The organism is Kribbella sp. NPDC048837, from assembly GCF_055586945.1.
Genome location: NZ_JBVJHF010000004.1, coordinates 63,586 through 80,977, shown reverse-complemented (window position 1 = coordinate 80,977; position 17,392 = coordinate 63,586). Strand labels below are relative to the sequence as shown.

The following is a 17,392-nucleotide window of genomic DNA, read 5'->3' as shown; positions in this document are numbered from 1 at the left end:
CGCGTGACGGGGTATGTGCTGCTGCCGGAGGACCGGCGCTCGCTGATGTACTGCTTCCAGCCCGCGGGTCGTTCCGATTTGTCCGCCCTGACGTACGACCCCGAAAGGCTGGCCGATCTGCCATGACCGCACCCACATCTGTCGACGAGCTCGTTGCCTCGGTTCTCTCCGGCTCGTTGGGTCCTTCCCCGTCCACGCTCTCTGTCATCAGTGCGTTCTGGCTCCACCACACCACTCGGTTGCCCGGGGCTGATGTCACCTACCGGAACTACTACGTGCTGCTCCGGGTCGGCGAGGTCTTCGGCGCGTGCTCGTTCGAGTCCGGTGAGCTGGAGCCGTCGTACTGCGCGGACACGTCCGGTCGCACGCTTGCCGACGTACTGCAGTCCGACGATCCGCTGCCGGTGCGGATCGCGGCGCTGGACGCCTACCTGGCCACGGTCGAGCCGCACCACGAGTCGCCTGACGCCGAGGAGGTCGTCCTTCCCGCTGGTACGCCGGACGTCCGGGCCCGCGCCCGTGACGCGGCGGTCGCGGGACTGCTGGACGTTGCCGAGGGCACCAAAGTCGCGCTGATCGGCGTCGTGAACCCGCTCGTCGACGCGATCACCGCCCGCGGCGGGATCTGTCTCCCCTGTGACTTCAACCTCCGCGAGACCGCATCCGGGCTGCCGGTCTCCCGCGACATGACGGAGGTTGTCGATGCCGCGGACGCGGTCGTCGCCACCGGAATGACGTTGTCCAACGGGACGTTCGACGTACTCCTTACTCGTTGCCGCGAGCAATCAAAGCCGCTGGCCGTCTATGCTCAGACCGGAAGCGCCGTCGCCAGGGCCTTCCTCGGCTCCGGCCTCACCGCCCTCTCCGCCGAGCCCTTCCCCTTCTCCCAGTTCAGCGCCCGCCCCACCAGCCTCTACCGCTACCACCCCAGGACGGACACATGAGCACGTCGCAGAATCCCGCGGTCCTCTCGACGCCGGTGGAGGTGCCGGGGGATTGGCGGATGGCTAGGCGGTTGTGGCCTTTTCTGCTGGCTTCGGCGGTGAGTCTGATTCCGTTCACGGTGTTCGGGATGTATCTGGTGCCGATCGCGGGGGTGGCGGGTGGGAGTGTGGCGGAGATCGGTGGGTTGCGGGGGCTGGGTGGGCTGGCGGCGCTGATCGTCGGGTTCTCGCTGGCGCCGTTGGTCGACCGGCTGGCGCGGGAGCTGGTGGCTGCGGGCGGGCTGGCGTTGCTGGGGGTGTCGGCGGCGCTTGGTGCTGTGGGCAACGTTTTCGCGCTGGCCACGTTCTGCTTGCTGATCGGTGCCTCGACCTCGATCCTGGCCCCGTCGATCGGCGCGGCCGCGGCGGATCGGTTCCGGTCGCCGGCCGCGGCCGGCCGGGCGGCGACCCTCGTGTCGGCGACAACGTCCGCGATGGCGATGCTGGCGGCACCACTGCTCGCCGGACCGGGCCTGCTCTGGGGCTGGCGCGGCAACCTGCTCGCCGCCTCGGTGATCTCACTCGCCCTGTCGGCAGCCTTCTTCTGGCGTGGCCGCGGACGCAAGGCACCGCTGGCCGCCCAAGGCCAGCGGATGAGCTACCTCGCGACCTACCGCACCCTCGCCCGCATCCCCGGCGCGCTCCCGCTGCTCGCGGTCGCGATGCTCCGGACGGCAGCCTTCATGGGCTACCTCGCCTACCTCGCCGCCTTCTACGACGAGAAGTTCGGCCTCGCACCGGGCTGGTTCGCGCTGGTCTGGTCCCTGAGCGGTGCCTCGTTCTTCCTCGGCAACCTGCTGGCCGGCCGCTATATCGCCCTCGAACGCCCGTGGATCAGCGCGGAGAAGATGCTGCTCGCCGGCCTCGCCCTCGCCCTCATCGGCGTCGCGGCGTTCTACTTCTCCCCGACCCTGCCGCTCACCCTGCTCCTGACCGCCCTGATGGGTGCCAGCCACGCGACCGTCGCCGCCTGTGTCACGACCCTGCTGGTCCGCCGCAGCGGCGACCTGCGCGGCTCGGCCCTCAGCGTCAACGCGGCCGGCATGAGCCTCGGCACCTTCCTCGGCGCCGCGCTCGGTGGACTCGGCCTCGGCCTCGGCGGCTACCCCGGAACGGCGCTGACCTTCGCATCGATCACGGCCATCGCGATCCTGCTCGCACTCCGCGTCCGGCGGCCCGCGATCGGGTGACGACGACCGCCGCGGTGAGGGGCCGATCCGGGCTTGATCAGGGTCCTCCCCGAGCCGTCTTCGATATATCGTTTGGTCTTATGGAAAACCTGCCCGACCGCCCGCATCCGCACGCGCACCTGCGGGCTTCCGACACCGATCGCGACCAGGTTGTCGACGTTCTGCGGGATGCCCTGATGTCGGGGCGGTTGTCGCAGGACGAGCATGCCGAGCGGCTGGAGCAGACGCTGCAGGCGCGGACCCTGGGCGAGCTGGAGCCGATCACCCGCGACCTCCTCCTCCCGGGCCAGGGGCCGCAGCCGGCCGCGATGCCGGTGCCGGTGGCGTCGAACAGCCCGGTCCCGATCGAGGAGCCGGCCAACCCGGCGGAGAGCTTCGACACCATGCTGGCGATCTTCGGCGGCGGTGAGCGGAAGGGCCGCTGGCGGGTGAAGCGCCGGACCAACGCGGTCGCGGTGTTCGGCGGGCACGACCTGGACATGACCGACGCGGTCTTCGAGGGCCGCGAGGTGACGATCTGGGCGTTCGCGGTGTTCGGCGGGATCGACATCACCGTCCCGGAGGGCGTCAGCGTCCGCAACGAGGGCGTCGGCATCTTCGGCGGTTTCGCGGCCCGCGGCAGCGAGGACCCGGACCCGAACGCACCCGTCGTCGTGGTGAAGGGCCTGGCCCTGTTCGGCGGTGTCGGCGGCCAGTCATCGGCCAAGCGCTACAAGAAGAACAAGGGCAAGGGCCACGGCCACCTGGGACATTGATCGGCGGAGCAATTCGGGTGCGGTGGGGCGCTCCGGCTCATAGCCTTCGACCATGACCGGCCAGCCGTTCGTCCCCTCCGATTTCGTCGTCCCCACCGAGCTGATCACGCCCCGGTTCCGGCTGGAGCCGCTCGGCCCGCAGCACAACGCCGCCGACTACGCCGCGTGGACCAGCAGCATCGACCACATTCGCGCGACCCCTGGCTTCCAGGGCAGCTGGCCGCCGGTCGACGGCATGAGCACGGACGCGAACCTGGGCGACCTGCAGCGTCACGCGGACGACTTCGTCCAGCGCCGAGGATTCACCTACACCGTGCTCGACGCCGGCGGCGGCGAGGTTATCGGGTGCGTGTACATCTATCCGTCCCGCAAGGACGAGCACGTCACCGACGTCCGTTCGTGGGTCAGCGCCGACCGGTCCGAGCTGGACGTGCCGCTGTACGAAGCGGTCACCAACTGGCTGGCCACGCTCTGGCCGTTCCGCACGATCGACTACGCGCCCCGCTGACCTAGATCCAGGACTTGAACCACATGCGGCTGAGCCAGTCCGGGTGGGGGAGCACCTTGTCGGTCAGGATCGGCCAGATGTAGGCGAAGTTCAGGACGACGAGGACGACGAACGCGCCGACGACGGCGCTGCCGATCAGTCTTCGGGGCGTCGCCGTACCCAATGCGGCCCGGGCCGGCCCGAGGATCTTGCCGAGGACGAGGGCCAGCGCCATCACCGTGAACGGGATCATCGTCACGGCGTAGAAGAAGAAGATCGGTCTGTCGTCGAACGCGAACCACGGCACCCAGCAGGTCACGTAGCCGACGATCGGTACGCCGAATCTCCAGTCGCGCGCGCCGATCCACAGCACCAGGGCCGAGATCAGCGCGAGGGCGCCGCCCCACCACAGGATCGGCGTACCGAGGGCGGAGATCACCGACAGGCAGTTCGTCCCGGCCGGCGGGTTGCAGCCCGGCGTACCGGCCTTGATGTCGTTGACCGCGTCGAACCCGATCGGACGGGCGATGATCGGCCAGCCGGCCGGGTTCGAGGCGTACGGGTGGGTGGCGTGCTTGATGTAGTCGCCGGTGTGGAAGGCGAGCACTTCCTGGTGGTAGTGCAGCAGCGAGCGGAAGTCGTCCGGGACGACCTTCATCACGCCGTGCGCCGGGTTCTTGGACGCGTAGTCGTGGTCGTAGGCGTTGTCGTGCAGCAGCCAGCCGGTCCAGGTCGCCAGGTAGGTGATCAGCGCGACCAGGACGATGCTGAAGAACGCCGGGATGCCGTCGACGAGCGCCGACTTCACGAACGCGAACCGGACGCCGAGCGCGCGCCGGGCGCCCAGGTCCCAGGCGAAGACCAGGATGCCGAAGCCGGCCAGCACCCAGATCGCGGACCACTTGGTGCCGCACGCGAGGCCGAAGCAGATCCCGGCCAGGATCCGCCAGGGCCGGAGCAGCAGCCAGCGGCCGACCGTACGGCGGCCGCCGTCGGGGACCGGGGTGTCGAGGGTCTCGGCGTGCCGGCGGCGGGTCCAGTCCCGGTCGGCGACCAGGCAGGAGATCGCGGCGACGATCCAGAACGCCAGGAAGATGTCCAGCAGCGCGACCCGGGACATCACGAAGTGCAGTCCGTCGACCGCGAGCAGCAGGCCCGCGATGGCGCCGATCAGGGTCGACCGGGCCATCCGGCGGACCGTCCGGATCACCAGCAGGATGGTCAGGGTGCCGAACAGGGCCGGCATGAACCGCCAGCCGAACGTGTTCATCCCGAACAGCTGCTCACCGGCGGCGATCATCCACTTGCCGACCTCGGGGTGCACGGTCAGGCTCGGGGTGTCCTTGAAGACGTCCAGGTTGCCGGCCAGGATCGCCTTGTCGGCGGCCCCCTCGGGCTGGTCGATGAACTGCCGCGCGTAGCCGAACTTGAGCAGGCTGAACGCGTCCTTGGCGTAGTACGTCTCGTCGAAGACGAACTTCACCGGGTTGCCGAGGTTCCAGAACCGCAGGATCGCGGCCATCGCGGTGATCGCCAGCGTCGCGATCCACCCACCGTCGAAGTCCTTCGGCATCGGCGGGTACAACCGCTCCTTCAACGGCGGCAGCCGTCTCCCGAGCACGTCCCGCCCGAGCGTGTCCAGCCCGTCGGCAGCGTCACTCCGCCGCGCAGTCCCGTCCTCGATCACAGCAGCCACGACGGCCATCGTACGGACGCCCGGGGAGCACCGCCTCCCCGCGGGCGGTCCGGGCGGCTGGGATGATGGCCTGGTGACCGGGCGATTGGTGTTGGCGGGGACTCCTATTGGGGATGTGCTGGATGCTTCGCCGCGGTTGGGGAGGGTGCTGGCGGAGGCGGATGTGGTGGCCGCGGAGGACACGCGGCGGCTGCGTCGGCTGACCGGCGACCTGGGGATCGGGGTCACCGCGAAGGTGGTCAGCTATTTCGAGGGGAACGAGCGGGAGCGGACGCCGGAGCTGCTGGAGGCGCTGACCTCGGGGCAGACGGTGGTGGTGGTGACGGACGCGGGGATGCCGAGTGTGTCGGATCCCGGGTACCGGCTGGTGGCCGCGGCGATCGAGGCCGGGGTCGACATCACGGCCGTTCCCGGGCCTTCCGCCGTACTGACCGCGCTGGCGCTGAGCGGGCTGCCGGTGGACCGGTTCACGTTCGAGGGGTTCCTGCCGCGCAAGCCGGGGGAGCGGGCCCGGCGGCTGGGGGAGCTGGCGGAGGAGCCCAGGACGATGGTGTTCTTCGAGGCCCCGCACCGGCTGACGGCGTCCCTCGAGGCGATGAGCGAGGCGTTCGGCGCGGACCGTCGTACGGCGGTGTGCCGCGAGCTCACCAAGACCTACGAAGAGGTGAAACGCGGCCCGGTGAGCGACCTCGTCACCTGGTCGAAGGACGGCGTCCGCGGCGAGATCACCGTCGTCGTCGCCGGCGCGGACCCGGACAAGGTCCTCACCCCGGAGCAGCTGGCCGCGGAGGTCGCCGTCGACGAGGAGGCGGGCACTCCGCGTAAGCAGGCGATCGCGGACGTCGCCAAGCGCTTCAACGTCCCGAAACGGACCGTGTACGACGCCGTACTGGCCGCCCGAGACCCTGGTCAGTAACCCTGGGCCGGACCACTACCCTTTAAGGCATGTCCGAGAAGGCCTATTACGTCACCACCCCGATCTACTACGTCACGGCCCCGCCGCACATCGGCAGCGCCTACACGACGGTGGCCGGGGACGTCCTGACCCGTTGGCACGCCCAGCGCGGCGAGCGCAAGTGGTACCTGACCGGTACCGACGAGCACGGCGAGAAGGTGATGCGCAGCGCCGAGGCGCAGGGCATGTCCCCGCAGGCGTGGACGGACAAGCTGGTCGAGGAGGCCTGGAAGCCGGCCTGGGTCGACGTCGACATCGCGTACGACGACTTCATCCGGACCACCGAGCAGCGCCACACCGAGCGGGTCCGCGAGTTCTGGCAGACCCTCTACGACAAGGGCGACGTCTACAAGGGCGAGTACGAGGGCCTGTACTGCGTCGGCTGTGAGGAGTTCAAGCTCCCCACGGACATCCGCACCGACGAGGACGGCACCCAGCGGTGCATGATCCACGGCACCGAGCTGGAGACGGTCTCGGAGACCAACTACTTCTTCCGGCTCTCGGCGTACGCCGACAAGCTGCTGGAGCTGTACGAGTCGCAGCCCGATTTCGTCGCGCCCGCGAGCGCCCGCAACGAGGTGATCGCGTTCGTCAAGCAGGGCCTGCAGGACCTGTCGATCACCCGGTCGACCTTCGACTGGGGCATCCCGGTCCCGTGGGACGAGGACCACGTCCTCTACGTCTGGATCGACGCGCTGCTCAACTACGTGACGGCCGCGGGCTACGGCACCGACCCGGAGCGGTTCGAGCGGCTGTGGCCGGTCGACGTGCACCTGGTCGGCAAGGACATCCTCCGGTTCCACGCGGTGATCTGGCCGGCCATGCTGATGGCCGCCGAGGTCGCGGTGCCGCGGCAGGTCTTCGCGCACGGCTGGCTGCTGGTCGGCGGCGAGAAGATGAGCAAGTCCAAGCTGACCGCGATCGCGCCGCACGAGATCACCGACCACTTCGGCTCGGACGCGTTCCGGTACTACTTCCTGCGGACCATCCAGTTCGGGTCGGACGGCTCGTTCTCCTGGGAGCACCTGAGCGCGGTCTACACCTCCGAGCTCGCCAACGGCCTGGGCAACCTGGCCAGCCGGATCGCGGCGATGGTCGGCAAGTACTTCGACGGCGCGCTGCCGGAGCCCACCGACCACGGTCCGGCCGAGCAGGCGCTGGCCGGCAAGCTGGCCGAGACGGTGGCGACCGCGGACAAGGCGATCGACACGCTCGCCTTCCAGGACGCGCTGGCCGCGATCAACGACCTGGTCGGAGCGATCAACGGCTACGTCACCGAGCAGGAGCCGTGGAAGGTGGCGAAGGACGGGTCCCAGCGGGACCGGCTGGCCACGATCCTCTACAGCTCGGCGGAGGCGCTGCGGGCGGTCGCCGTACTGCACAACCCGACGATGCCCAAGACGGCGGCCAAGCTGTGGGCGCTGCTCGGCGCCGAGGCCAAGCTGGGTGCGCTCGCCGACCAGCGCGTGCAGGACACCGGCACCTGGGGCCAGCTCCCGGCCGGCTCGGTCCTGACCAAGGGCGACGCTCTCTTCCCGCGGCTCGAAGAGTCCTAAGCCGTCGCGTGGTAGAGGGCGGCCGCCTGGGTCCGCGTGGTCACGTCCAGTTTGGTGAGGATGTTGGCCACGTGGAACTTCACGGTGGACTCGCTGATGTGCAGGTCGTCGGCGATCGAGCGGTTGCGCTGACCCTGGGCGATCCGCTCGAGCACCTCTAGTTCGCGCGTCCCGAGGGCGGTCAGTGGGGCCGGGCTGATGGGCTGGGCCGTCTCGTGGGCGTGGAGCGTGATCCGGGCGGTCAGGCCCCAGCCGGGGACGGCGTCCAGGTCGAGGTCGTCGTCGTGCAGGCGGAGGCGTTCGGCGAGTTGCCCGAGGTCCAGGACGTCCTCGAGCCGGCCGGGGCCGTCGTCGCGGACGGTGGCCTGCAGGTCGGTCCCGGTCCAGCGCCAGCCGACGCGGATCCGCCGTACCCGGTCCTGGGTGAGCATCGCGAGGACCACGGACCGGACGGCGACCCGGGCCCGGTGCGCGACCCCGCCCGGGATCAGGCGATCGTTGCCCGGGGCATCCAGTTCGAGCTCGACCGGACCGTGCCGGAGGAGGGCACGGAGCGAGTCGGCGAGCCGTTCGAACGCTTTGCCGGCCGGCTCCTCGCCACTGCATACCCGGTCCCGCTGGGTGTCGGTGCGCAGCTCGGCCAGCCCGTTCAACGCCACCTCCACGGCCATCGATCGGGCCGCGGCGTCGTCGATCCGCTGGTTCCGCAGCAGGCCGAGGAGGGTGGCGAGCGTGGCCGCGTGGGCTTCGCCGAGCTCGGCGGCGAGGTCGGCGCGGGCCTCGGCCACCGCCCGGTTCTGCGCGAGCGCGCCGGGCTCCCGCTCGAGCGTGAGCCGGTACATGTGCGCGGTGACCAGGTCCCACAACGCCTGGAGGGTGGTGGCCGCGTCCGTCGGCGTCTCGTCGTACCGGATGAAGACGACCACTGATCCGCGCGGTGCCCGGTCGCTGGCGACGGCCACGACGGGATGCTGCGCGCCGGCGATCGGTACGACGCCCTGCCACGCGTGACCGGCGGTCACTGTGCCGAGAAGGCCGGCCAGGTCGGCGCCCGTGATGGCCTTGGCCACGGCGGGATCGCCGTACGCGGTGACGGGGGTGGAGGCGCACTGGGAGGCGAGCTGGGCGACCGCACGGTGCGGGATCAGCTCGGCGGTGGCCGCCGAGAGTCGCTCGAGCAGCTCCGCGGTCGGGCCGTCGATGATCTGCGCCGCGGCGGCCAGCACCTCGTCTGCCGTCTCCATGAGCCCCAGCGTACGTCGGTTGATGCGTCCACCCGAGCCCGTCTTTCGGACGGTGGACAACCGTCCGTTCGGCCAGTCGGGAATGCCGCTCCACCCGTCAGCATTTGATTAAAGCGACAACCAATTGACGGAGGCAGAGTATGCAAGCCGTGGTATTCACCGAGTTCGGCGGTCCCGAGGTGCTGCGGACCGAGGAAGTGGCCGAGCCGCACGCCGGTCCCGGGCAGGTGCGGGTCCGCGTCCGCGCGGCCGGGGTGAACCCGATCGACTTCAAGATCCGCCGCGGCTGGACCCAGGGGTTCATCGACGTGACGTTCCCGGCCACGCCGGGGATGGAGGTCGGCGGCGTGGTCGACGAGGCCGGCGAGGGCGCGGAGTTCGCGGTCGGCGACGAGGTGGTCGGCTGGTCCGCGACCGGCGCGTACGCCGAGCACGCGATCGTCGGCAACGTCACCCGCAAGCCGGCCGGACTGAGCTGGGAGGAAGCCGTCGGCCTGCCGGTCGCGGGTGAGACCGCGCAGCGCGTCCTGGACGACCTGCAGCTCAAGGAGGGCGAGACCCTGCTGCTGCACGGCGCCGCGGGTGCCGTCGGTTCGATCGCGGCCCAGCTCGCCAAGGCTGCCGGCGTCACCGTCATCGGCACGGCGTCGCCCGCGAACCACGACTTCCTCCGCGAGCTCGGCGTCGTCCCGGTCGCGTACGGCGAAGGCCTGCTGGACCGCGTCCGCGAGGCCGCGCCGCAGGGCATCGACGCGGTCTACGACACCGCCGGCCAAGGCGGAATCGACGAGTCGATCGAGCTCCGCGGCGGCACCGACCGCATCGTCACGATCGCGGACATGCAGGCCGGCGCGCGCGGCATCGCGGTGTCGACGGGCAGCAGCTCGAGCCCCGAAGAGATCCGGGCCGCCCTGGCGAGCCAGTTGCAGGCCGCCGCGGACGGCACGCTCCGGGTCCGGATCGCCGAGACCTTCGCCCTCGCCGACGCCGCGAAGGCCCAGGAACTCAGCGAATCCGGCCACGCTCCCGGCAAGGTCGTCGTACTGGCCTAGGTGTAGGCGAACCGCGAGGGCGGCGTCGGTACGTCGTCCACCCGCGGGTCCCAGCGGTCGACGAAGGTCACCCCGGCTGGGATCTCGACGCAGTCGGTCGAGGTCCAGCCGCGGGTGAGGGTCGGGAAGTCCGGCACGTCCGGGTGGTAGTGCGGCTTGCCGGTCCCCAGCAGGTCGCGGGCCATCGGCGCACTGACGGCCTGGTAGCGGAAGTCGGCCGAGAGCCGCAGCTGCTTGGTCCGGTTCGGCATCGCGCCGTGCACGGTGAGGCTCCCGAACAGCAGCACATCCCCGGGCTGGTACGACGTCGTCCGCCACTCGGGGTGGTCCTCGTCCGCCTCGGCCCGCATCATCCCCGGCCCGTCGGACGCCTTGACCGGCAGTACGCCGAGCCGCGGCGAGCCGGCGTACACCCGCAGCCCACCGATCTCCGGCGGCGCCGCACTGAGCGGCAGCCAGGTGGTCAGCGTGTCGACGCACCCCTGGATGAACCGGTAGTCCTGGTGGATCGGGGTCGGGTTGGCGCCGGGCGACGGCGGCGCGATCCGGCAGATGTGCGCCGGATGCGCGAACGTCTCCTCACCCAGCAGCCGGCTCGTCAGGTCGAGCAACTCGGGCCGCACGGCCAGCCGATGGAACGCCTCGGTGCTCTGGATCGCGGTGTAGGCGCCGAAGAACCCCGGCGATCCCTCCTCGACCGCCCGCTCCGACGCGATCAACTCCGCAGCCTCGCTACCAGGGGCCAGCCAGTTGCTGTCGTACAGAATCCGGGCCAGCCGGTCCCGCACGTCGCCAACCACGTCGACCGGCAACAGCCCGCGAAAGAACAAGTACCCGTCCGTGGCCAGCCGCGTCCGCAGGACAGCCGCATCGGCAAGCGCGTCGGAGGAGTCCGTCAGTTCCTTCATTTCTCGTTTCCGATCTTGTCCATGGCCGCGGCGATCGACGCGACGTCCACCTTGTCCAGGTACAGGTCGTTCACGGCCTTGTTGATCTCGGGCGACTTCGCGGTCCAGCCCTCGGCGATCGGCAGGTTCACCGTGCTGCCGGCCGCCGAGTCGAGGAACGGCTGGACGTCGATGTCCTTCTTCTTCCAGAACGCCTCGTACCCGGCGCCGGCGTCGTTCAGCGCCGGGATGATGTACCCCGCGTCGCCCATCAGTCGCTGCGCCTTCTCCGAACCGAGGAACGCGACCAGCTTGCCGGCCTCGTCGGGGTGCTTGGTCCTGGCGAACATCGTCTCGGCGAGCCCGTTGATCACCACCGTGCGCCCGGCCGGTCCGGCCGGCATCGCGGCCACTCCGATCGGGAACTTCACCTCCGGCAGCGCGAACGGCAGCAGCGCGTTGTTCGCCGGGAACATCGCGACCTCGCCGCGGTAGAACATCTCGGTCGCCTGCCCGGTCGGTGGGTTCGTCCGGGTGCCGTCCGGCGACACCTTCCACTTGAAGACCAGGTCCCGCGCGAACTGCAGGCCCTCGACCGCCTTCTGGCCGGAGAAGTCGAAGGTGCCGTACGGCTTGTCCATCGCGTGGCCGCCGTTGGAGGCGATCCAGTTCAGCCACTGGGTCTGGCTGTGGTTCCAGGAGCAGAAGCCCCACTGCTTGCCACCGACGGTCAGCGTGCGGGCCACCTCGAGGAAGCTGCCCGAGCCGTCCGGTGCCCAGGTCAGTTCGGCCGGCATCGTGACACCGGCCTTCGCGAACAGGTTCTTGTTGTACAGCAGCCCGACGATGCCCATGTCCTTCGGCATCCCCAGCTGCTTGTCCTCGAACTTGTACGACTGCACCACGTTCGGGTGGTACGAGTCGAGTTTCAGGCCGGCCTTCGAGATCAGGTCGTCGAGTGGCGCGAGGACGCCCTTGCTCGCGAAGTCCGGGAAGTAGTCGACGGTCAGCCAGAACACGTCCGGTGCCTTGCCGCCGGCCAGCTCGGTGGTGAGCTTGGTCCAGTACTGGTCCCAGGGCAGCACCTCCATCCGGACGGTGATGTCCGGGTTCTCGGCCGTGAACGCCGCGAACACGGCCTTGTAGCCGACCTCCTGCTGCTCGTCCCAGAGCCGGTACACGAGCTCGACCTTGCCGCCGCCACTCGGAGCGCCGTCGTTCGAGGAGCCGCAGCCGGCCAGGGCGACGACACTGCCGGCGCCGATCAGGAACGTCCGCCGGGAAAGCTTTCGAGACATCAGATCCTCCGAAGTTACTTGAGCCCGGTGACCGCGACCGAGCGGACGATGAAGCGCTGGAAGACGACGAAGAGCACCAGCAGCGGCACCAGCGCGACCAGGCTGCCGGCCATCACGGCGTTGTAGTCGACGCCGATCTCGCTCTTGAACAAGGCGATGCCGACCGAGAGCAGCCGCTTGTCCTCGCTGCTGGTGATGATCAGCGGCCAGAGGAAGCTGTTCCAGTTGGCGACCACCGCGAGGGTGGTGACGGTGACCAGGATCGGCTTGGACAGCGGCAGCACGATCGAGAGCAGCGTGCGGACCCGGCCGGCCCCGTCGATCCGGGCCGCGTCCTCGAGGTCGGCCGGGATGCTGCGGAAGAACTGCCGGAGCAGGAAGATCGCGTACGGCGTCCCGAGCATCGTCGGCAGCATCAGCCCGGCCCAGGTGTCGACCAGCCCGAGCTTCTGCATCATCAGGTACAGCGGGATCATCGTGACCACCGGCGGCACCATCAGGGTGGACAGGTACACCCAGAACAAGGCGTCCCGGCCCGGGAACGACAGCCGGGCGAACGCGTACGCCGCCAGGACCGCGAACACCACCTGCCCGGCGGTGATCCCGGCCGTGACGAGCACCGTGTTCATCAGGTAGCCGCCGAACCCGGACGCGAACAGCCGGTCGAACGCGGTCACACTCGGCGGCAGTCCCGGCTCCCAGGGCAGTGTCTCCGACAGTTGCCCCGGGCCCTTGAACGCGGTGAGCACGGACAGGAAGTACGGGAAGATCGCGAACACGCAGCCGGCCACCAGGACGGCGTACGTGAAGAGGCGGAGTTTCATCCGGTCACCTCGTAGGTCGTACGGCGCTCGGAGTACACGAACTGGGAGATGGTGGCGATCAGCACCACCGCGAACAGCAGCACCGAGATCGTCGACGCGTAGCCGAAGTCGAACTTGCGGAACGCCTCGTCGTAGATCAGGTACGTCGCCACCTCGGTGCTGTCGCCCGGGCCGCCTTCGGTCATCACGAAGATCGTGTCGAAGGCCTGGAACGAGCCGATCACGTTGGTGATCAGCACGAACAGCATCGTCGGCCGCAGCAGCGGGAGCGTGATCGCGAAGAAGTGCTTGACCGGGGACGCGCCGTCGAGTGCCGACGCCTCCCGCAACGACTGCGGGATGTTCTGCAGACCGGCCAGGAAGAACAGCATGTTGTAGCCGGCGAACTGCCAGATGTGGACGGCGGCGACACTCGGCATCGCCAGCAGCGGCGACGACAACCAGGCCGGACCGTCGATGCCGAAGATGCCCAGGAACTGGTTGAGAGCGCCGCGGCCGGGGTCGAAGATCCAGGTCCAGACCAGGCCGAGGGCGACCGGCGTCGCCATCCAGGGGATCACCAGCAGCGCCCGGAAGTACTTCATCCAGCGCAGCTTGCGGTCGACCAGCAGGGCCAGCAGCAGCGAGAGGATCGTCGTCCCCGGCACGCAGATCAGGACGTAGTACAGGGTGACCAGCAACGAGTGCCAGACGTCGCCGTCGGCAACCAGTTCGCGGTAGTTGGCCAGCCCTACGAACTCCGGTGCCGCCAGCAACTTCCAGTCGAACAGGCTGAGCACGATCACGATCACCACGGGCGCGAGCAGGAAGCCGAGGACGCCGACGAGGCTCGGTGCCAGGAGGGCGTACGCGGCCAGCGTCTGCCGGTGCCGGTCCGGGCGACGGGTCCGCCGGGGCGCCGGCCTAAGCATCGGGATCCTTGAGCGGGTGCGGCCGTGGCGAGCTCGGGGTGAGCAGTTCGCGGGTGCGATCCAGGCCCCAGCGATCCAGTCCTGCGATCGGGTCGCTGGACATCCGCAGGCCGGGGCCGGTCTCGATGTGGTCGGCCCACCGCTCGCGGTCCTGGACGTCGGGGCGCACGATCAGGCAGTCGGAGTCGTTCGCCCACCACCGGCCGTGCAGGAACTCGCGCGCCACCGAGGTCGACCGGGCGCCGCGCTGGCCGGGCTGGCTGATGTCGCCGGACGGCGGCTCGACCAGGGGATCGGTGTCGGGCGAGATGCGCATGCAGTCGACCAGCCCGAGGCTCGGCAGGATCGGGGCGCCGCAGCCGTGCAGGATCCGGTTGGGCCCGACGGCCTCGCGCAGCAGCCGCATCCCGTGCCGGTACACCGTGATGCCGTCGACCTGCTCGTGTCGCGGGCCCTCGATCGCACCGGCGTACACGAAGTCGAGCTTGAAGTGGTCGTAGCCCTGCCGGCACAGCTCGGTGAACACGTCCTGCAGGTGGCGTGCGGCGCCCGGGTGCGTCACGTCCAGAACCAGTTGCTCCTGGCCCCAGTTGGTGCCCGCGGTGATCCCCGGGACGAGCCACTCGGGATGCCGGCGAGCGGTCTCGCTGTTGCTGCCGACCAGGAACGGCGCCACCCAGATCCCGGCCCGCCGGCCGCTGGACCGGATGTCCGAGGCGAGCCGTACGGTCGATCCGAAGTCGTCGCGCGGTGTCAGCCAGTCGCCGATCTCGGCCTGGTAGCCCTCGTCCAGCAGGACCAGGTCGACGCTCAGGTCGTGCTGGTCGAACTGCCGGACATCCGTCATCACGTCCCGCTCGGTGACCTTGCCCCAGTACGCGTACCAGCTGCACCAGGACGGGCCGAACACGCGGACCTGCGGCGTACCGGCCGCGAAGGTGTCGGCCCAGTTGGCCAGCGCCTGGTTCGGGTTGGCGTGGGAGCTCGTCGTCGTCGCGACCTCGCCGTCGGCCGAGATCACCAGCCGGTCCGGCCGGACCTCACAGCGGATCGACGGGACCGAGGTCAGGGTGGTCGCGGCGACCACGGTGACCTCGCCGCCGGTCGCGACCGCGAGCAGTCCCTCGCCCTGGAACCGGCCGGCCGTCACGCCCGGGCGGTACGCCATCACGTGGTGGTTCGGCGCGGTCGGCCGGGGCGGACTCGCATCGAGCCGGTACCAGCCGCTCGGGCTCCACGACTGCCAACCGTGCTCGAAGACCAGGGTGCTGTCGTCGTACCCGAGCTCGATGACGGTGCTGAAGCCCACGGGGATCCTCGATTCGCTGGGTGTGCAGGATCTTGCTGCTGTGGAGGTAATCTTGGGCGGTCTGCGAAGGGGACACCATGACGGAGCCTGCTGACTCTGAGCACGATCTTGCTACCCAGATCCTGATTGAGCTCTACAGCGAGATCCCGCCGCCGAGCAAACTGGTCACCGGTCACTTCCACAGCGGCGGCGACTACCGGGTCGTCCGCCCCGACGGCGTCGGCAGCTGGTACCTGCTCTACACCGCCGCCGGGACCGGCCAGTTCCAGATCGGCGGGGACCGGCTGACGCTGGGCCACGGGGACCTCGTGCTGGTCAGCCCGGGCACCGAGCACGACTACGGCACGGTCGGGACGTACTGGGAGTCCTGGTGGGCGCACTTCCAGCCGCGGCGCGAGTGGCACGCCTGGTTGTCGTTGCCGCAGGCAATGCCCGGCCTCTCGTACGTGCGACTGACCCGGTCGTCGGAGACCGACCGGGTGGTGTCGGCGTTCGACCGGCTGCACCGCGACGCGCAGCGGGCCGGCCTCTCGCCGACCGGCGACACCGAGCTGCACCTGCTGGAGAAGAGCGTCGCGGTTGAGCTGACGATGAACGGCATCGAGGAGGTGCTGCTGATCGCCGCGGCCAGCCTGCGCCGGGACACCCAGCACCTCGACGCCCGCGTCCAGCTCGTGCTGGACGCGATCACCTCGGACCCCGCGCGGCCGCACACGCTGACCTCGCTGGCCGGGCTCGCGCAGGTGTCGGTGTCCCGGCTCGCGCACCTGTTCAAGGAACAGGTCGGCGACTCGATCATGAACGTCGTGGTGGCGCTGCGGTTGCAGCGGGCGGCCGAGCTGCTCGGGGCGACCGACATGTCCGTCGCGCAGATCGCCCGCGCGGTCGGGTTCGAGTCACCGCACTACTTCAGCCGGCAGTTCGGCCGCCGGTTCGGGATGTCCCCGAGCAGCCACCGCAGCGCGGTCAGGAACCCGGGGCTAGAGCTATATTGAGCTCCGTCGCCGCCGCGTAGTCCGCGCCGCCGGCCAGGCCGACAAGTCGCACGTAACGCGCCGTCGTACCCGCTGGGAGCCGCGCGATCTTGGCGTCGGTCGTCCCGTCCCAGCTGCCCGCGGCGGCCGAGATGAACGTGACCCCGTCGCCGCTCACCTGGACGTCGTACGACGAGATCCGGCCGTTCGGGACCGCGGCGTCCTGGCGTGGGGTGTAGACCAGGGCCTCGATCGCCCGGGTGGTGCCGAGGTCGAGGGTGATGTACTGCGGCAGCGGGGCGTGCGGGCTCCAGTTGGAGTGCCACATCGTCGAGCAGTTCCCGTCGATGGCGAACGGTGCGCTGTAGGCGGCCGATCCCTGGCTGGTGGCGGTGGCCGTCATCTCCTTCCGGGGCAGGAGATTCAGCGGACCGAACGGTCCGTCGACGGCCGGCGGCGTACCGGGGATCACGGTCACGCGCCCGAGTGCCGGGTAGCCGTACTGCGCGCCGTGCAACGGCATCGCCGCACTCGTGGCGACGTTGTACGTTCGGTCGGGTTGCAGTGGCCTGCCGTTGATCAGCACTTTCGTGGGATCGACGCGGTCACCGACCGGCCGGCCGAGGTCGTAGCTGTAGCGGAAGTTGGCCGAGGTCGCGAGCGAGGACAGTCTGCTGCAGCCGTACGCCGGCGGGATCCATTGCTGCTCGAGCACCGCCTCGATCGCGGAGCCCTTCATAGCCAGGGTGGTGATCGGTGAGATGCCGACGACCGGCCGCGTGGTACGCGTAGTGGGTGCCGTGGAAGTTCTGGCCGGTCGGGTCCTTGAAGCACGAGTCGAACCCGGGCTTGCCGTAACAGGCACCGGTCGTCATCCGGCGCAGGAACGGGAACTCCCGGTCGAACTCGTGGTTGCCGGCTACGTCGAAGTCCATCCCGAGTGCGTTCAGCACCTCGATCGTCGGCTCGTTCGCGAACGCCTGCGTGTAGTCCGGCCAGCCGCTGAACTGGTCGCCCGCCCCGACCAGGAAGCTGTTCGGCTTCCGCAGCCGGTCCAGGTGTGCCTTCAGATGAGCAGCACCGCCGACCTGCTGCGTCCCCGACGGTCCCGCGATCGTCACGTTCTCGGTCTCCGAGAGGTAGCCGTGCAGGTCGGTCAGGCTCAGCACCTGCACCGGAATCGGCGCGCAACCTAGTTCGCCCGGCGGCGGCCGGGACATCGCTCCACCTGCTGACTTCCTGCACAATCCAGCTGCGCAACGGGGTATCCG

General features: G+C 69.8%; 18 protein-coding genes. 9 read left to right on the top strand and 9 right to left on the bottom strand.

Features of this window, described 5'->3' with window-relative positions:
- The first annotated feature begins 3 nt into the window (after positions 1-3).
- From ACZ6O0_RS20425 to ACZ6O0_RS20405, 5 genes are all read left to right on the top strand, one after another.
- Complete coding sequence (locus ACZ6O0_RS20425; RefSeq protein WP_465766515.1) at positions 4-126, top strand: hypothetical protein; 123 nt, start codon at positions 4-6, stop codon at positions 124-126.
- A complete protein-coding gene (locus tag ACZ6O0_RS20420) occupies positions 123-944 on the top strand; it encodes a Rossmann-like domain-containing protein (RefSeq protein ID WP_465766514.1) in 822 nt (273 codons plus the stop codon). Before ACZ6O0_RS20425 ends, ACZ6O0_RS20420 begins: the two co-directional genes overlap by 4 nt.
- On the top strand, positions 941-2,173 hold the full coding sequence (locus ACZ6O0_RS20415; RefSeq protein WP_465766513.1) for an MFS transporter: 1,233 nt from the start codon (positions 941-943) through the stop codon (positions 2,171-2,173). The genes ACZ6O0_RS20420 and ACZ6O0_RS20415 overlap by 4 nt, the downstream gene beginning before the upstream one ends.
- A gap of 80 nt (positions 2,174-2,253) precedes the next feature.
- On the top strand, positions 2,254-2,928 hold the full coding sequence (locus ACZ6O0_RS20410; RefSeq protein WP_465766512.1) for a DUF1707 SHOCT-like domain-containing protein: 675 nt from the start codon (positions 2,254-2,256) through the stop codon (positions 2,926-2,928).
- Between the two features lie 52 nt (positions 2,929-2,980).
- Positions 2,981-3,436, top strand: a complete 456-nt coding sequence (locus ACZ6O0_RS20405) for a GNAT family N-acetyltransferase (RefSeq protein ID WP_465766511.1) — start codon at positions 2,981-2,983, stop codon at positions 3,434-3,436.
- Between the two features lies 1 nt (position 3,437).
- On the opposite strand, the gene ACZ6O0_RS20400 is transcribed toward ACZ6O0_RS20405, so the two are convergent.
- Positions 3,438-4,988, bottom strand: a complete 1,551-nt coding sequence (locus ACZ6O0_RS20400) for a dolichyl-phosphate-mannose--protein mannosyltransferase (RefSeq protein WP_465767063.1) — start codon at positions 4,986-4,988, stop codon at positions 3,438-3,440.
- A 196-nt stretch (positions 4,989-5,184) separates the two neighbouring features.
- Between ACZ6O0_RS20400 and rsmI the strand changes: the two genes are divergently transcribed.
- Complete coding sequence (gene rsmI / locus ACZ6O0_RS20395; protein ID WP_465766510.1) at positions 5,185-6,027, top strand: 16S rRNA (cytidine(1402)-2'-O)-methyltransferase; 843 nt, start codon at positions 5,185-5,187, stop codon at positions 6,025-6,027.
- Between the two features lie 29 nt (positions 6,028-6,056).
- Positions 6,057-7,622, top strand: coding sequence for a methionine--tRNA ligase (gene metG, locus ACZ6O0_RS20390; protein WP_465766509.1), 1,566 nt, complete (start codon positions 6,057-6,059; stop codon positions 7,620-7,622).
- Here the strand turns inward: metG and ACZ6O0_RS20385 are convergent.
- Complete coding sequence (locus tag ACZ6O0_RS20385) at positions 7,619-8,866, bottom strand: helix-turn-helix transcriptional regulator (RefSeq protein ID WP_465766508.1); 1,248 nt, start codon at positions 8,864-8,866, stop codon at positions 7,619-7,621. The genes metG and ACZ6O0_RS20385 overlap by 4 nt on opposite strands.
- A gap of 140 nt (positions 8,867-9,006) precedes the next feature.
- Between ACZ6O0_RS20385 and ACZ6O0_RS20380 the strand changes: the two genes are divergently transcribed.
- The gene (locus ACZ6O0_RS20380; protein ID WP_465766507.1) at positions 9,007-9,918 is read left to right on the top strand and encodes an NADP-dependent oxidoreductase; all 912 of its coding nucleotides are present in this window, start codon (positions 9,007-9,009) and stop codon (positions 9,916-9,918) included.
- Here ACZ6O0_RS20380 and ACZ6O0_RS20375 read toward each other — a convergent pair.
- From ACZ6O0_RS20375 to ACZ6O0_RS20355, 5 genes are read right to left on the bottom strand one after another with little or no spacing between them, the layout of a single operon-like run.
- Positions 9,915-10,826, bottom strand: a complete 912-nt coding sequence (locus ACZ6O0_RS20375) for a phytanoyl-CoA dioxygenase family protein (RefSeq protein ID WP_465766506.1) — start codon at positions 10,824-10,826, stop codon at positions 9,915-9,917. The two genes, ACZ6O0_RS20380 and ACZ6O0_RS20375, sit on opposite strands and share 4 nt — an antisense overlap.
- Positions 10,823-12,103 (bottom strand): ABC transporter substrate-binding protein, encoded by a 1,281-nt coding sequence (locus ACZ6O0_RS20370; protein ID WP_465766505.1) that lies wholly within the window; start codon positions 12,101-12,103, stop codon positions 10,823-10,825. The genes ACZ6O0_RS20375 and ACZ6O0_RS20370 overlap by 4 nt, the downstream gene beginning before the upstream one ends.
- 14 nt (positions 12,104-12,117) lie before the next feature.
- The gene (locus ACZ6O0_RS20365; protein WP_465766504.1) at positions 12,118-12,927 is read right to left on the bottom strand and encodes a carbohydrate ABC transporter permease; all 810 of its coding nucleotides are present in this window, start codon (positions 12,925-12,927) and stop codon (positions 12,118-12,120) included.
- Positions 12,924-13,838 carry a carbohydrate ABC transporter permease gene (locus tag ACZ6O0_RS20360; RefSeq protein WP_465766503.1) on the bottom strand — a complete coding sequence of 305 codons (915 nt, stop codon included), beginning with the start codon at positions 13,836-13,838 and terminating at the stop codon, positions 12,924-12,926. Before ACZ6O0_RS20360 ends, ACZ6O0_RS20365 begins: the two co-directional genes overlap by 4 nt.
- Complete coding sequence (locus ACZ6O0_RS20355) at positions 13,831-15,147, bottom strand: glycoside hydrolase family 36 protein (RefSeq protein WP_465766502.1); 1,317 nt, start codon at positions 15,145-15,147, stop codon at positions 13,831-13,833. Before ACZ6O0_RS20355 ends, ACZ6O0_RS20360 begins: the two co-directional genes overlap by 8 nt.
- Positions 15,148-15,224: 77 nt before the next feature.
- Between ACZ6O0_RS20355 and ACZ6O0_RS20350 the strand changes: the two genes are divergently transcribed.
- On the top strand, positions 15,225-16,142 hold the full coding sequence (locus tag ACZ6O0_RS20350) for a helix-turn-helix domain-containing protein (protein ID WP_465766501.1): 918 nt from the start codon (positions 15,225-15,227) through the stop codon (positions 16,140-16,142).
- On the opposite strand, the gene ACZ6O0_RS20345 is transcribed toward ACZ6O0_RS20350, so the two are convergent.
- Together ACZ6O0_RS20345 and ACZ6O0_RS20340 are read right to left on the bottom strand one after the other, a co-directional pair.
- Positions 16,114-16,836, bottom strand: coding sequence for a discoidin domain-containing protein (locus ACZ6O0_RS20345; protein WP_465767062.1), 723 nt, complete (start codon positions 16,834-16,836; stop codon positions 16,114-16,116). The two genes, ACZ6O0_RS20350 and ACZ6O0_RS20345, sit on opposite strands and share 29 nt — an antisense overlap.
- Positions 16,727-17,341, bottom strand: coding sequence for a metallophosphoesterase (locus tag ACZ6O0_RS20340; RefSeq protein WP_465766500.1), 615 nt, complete (start codon positions 17,339-17,341; stop codon positions 16,727-16,729). Before ACZ6O0_RS20340 ends, ACZ6O0_RS20345 begins: the two co-directional genes overlap by 110 nt.
- Positions 17,342-17,392 lie beyond the last annotated feature (51 nt).

What these genes read in the sequence shown, in the direction of transcription:
- ACZ6O0_RS20420 (WP_465766514.1), top strand. Translation starts at nt 123, where the DNA reads ATGACCGCACCCACATCTGTCGACGAGCTCGTTGCCTCGGTTCTCTCC.
- ACZ6O0_RS20415 (WP_465766513.1), top strand. Translation starts at nt 941, where the DNA reads ATGAGCACGTCGCAGAATCCCGCGGTCCTCTCGACGCCGGTGGAGGTG.
- ACZ6O0_RS20410 (WP_465766512.1), top strand. Translation starts at nt 2,254, where the DNA reads ATGGAAAACCTGCCCGACCGCCCGCATCCGCACGCGCACCTGCGGGCT.
- ACZ6O0_RS20405 (WP_465766511.1), top strand. Translation starts at nt 2,981, where the DNA reads ATGACCGGCCAGCCGTTCGTCCCCTCCGATTTCGTCGTCCCCACCGAG.
- ACZ6O0_RS20400 (WP_465767063.1), bottom strand. Translation starts at nt 4,988, where the DNA reads ATGCCGAAGGACTTCGACGGTGGGTGGATCGCGACGCTGGCGATCACC.
- metG (WP_465766509.1), top strand. Translation starts at nt 6,057, where the DNA reads ATGTCCGAGAAGGCCTATTACGTCACCACCCCGATCTACTACGTCACG.
- ACZ6O0_RS20385 (WP_465766508.1), bottom strand. Translation starts at nt 8,866, where the DNA reads ATGGAGACGGCAGACGAGGTGCTGGCCGCCGCGGCGCAGATCATCGAC.
- ACZ6O0_RS20380 (WP_465766507.1), top strand. Translation starts at nt 9,007, where the DNA reads ATGCAAGCCGTGGTATTCACCGAGTTCGGCGGTCCCGAGGTGCTGCGG.
- ACZ6O0_RS20375 (WP_465766506.1), bottom strand. Translation starts at nt 10,826, where the DNA reads ATGAAGGAACTGACGGACTCCTCCGACGCGCTTGCCGATGCGGCTGTC.
- ACZ6O0_RS20370 (WP_465766505.1), bottom strand. Translation starts at nt 12,103, where the DNA reads ATGTCTCGAAAGCTTTCCCGGCGGACGTTCCTGATCGGCGCCGGCAGT.
- ACZ6O0_RS20365 (WP_465766504.1), bottom strand. Translation starts at nt 12,927, where the DNA reads ATGAAACTCCGCCTCTTCACGTACGCCGTCCTGGTGGCCGGCTGCGTG.
- ACZ6O0_RS20360 (WP_465766503.1), bottom strand. Translation starts at nt 13,838, where the DNA reads ATGCTTAGGCCGGCGCCCCGGCGGACCCGTCGCCCGGACCGGCACCGG.
- ACZ6O0_RS20350 (WP_465766501.1), top strand. Translation starts at nt 15,225, where the DNA reads ATGACGGAGCCTGCTGACTCTGAGCACGATCTTGCTACCCAGATCCTG.
- ACZ6O0_RS20340 (WP_465766500.1), bottom strand. Translation starts at nt 17,341, where the DNA reads ATGTCCCGGCCGCCGCCGGGCGAACTAGGTTGCGCGCCGATTCCGGTG.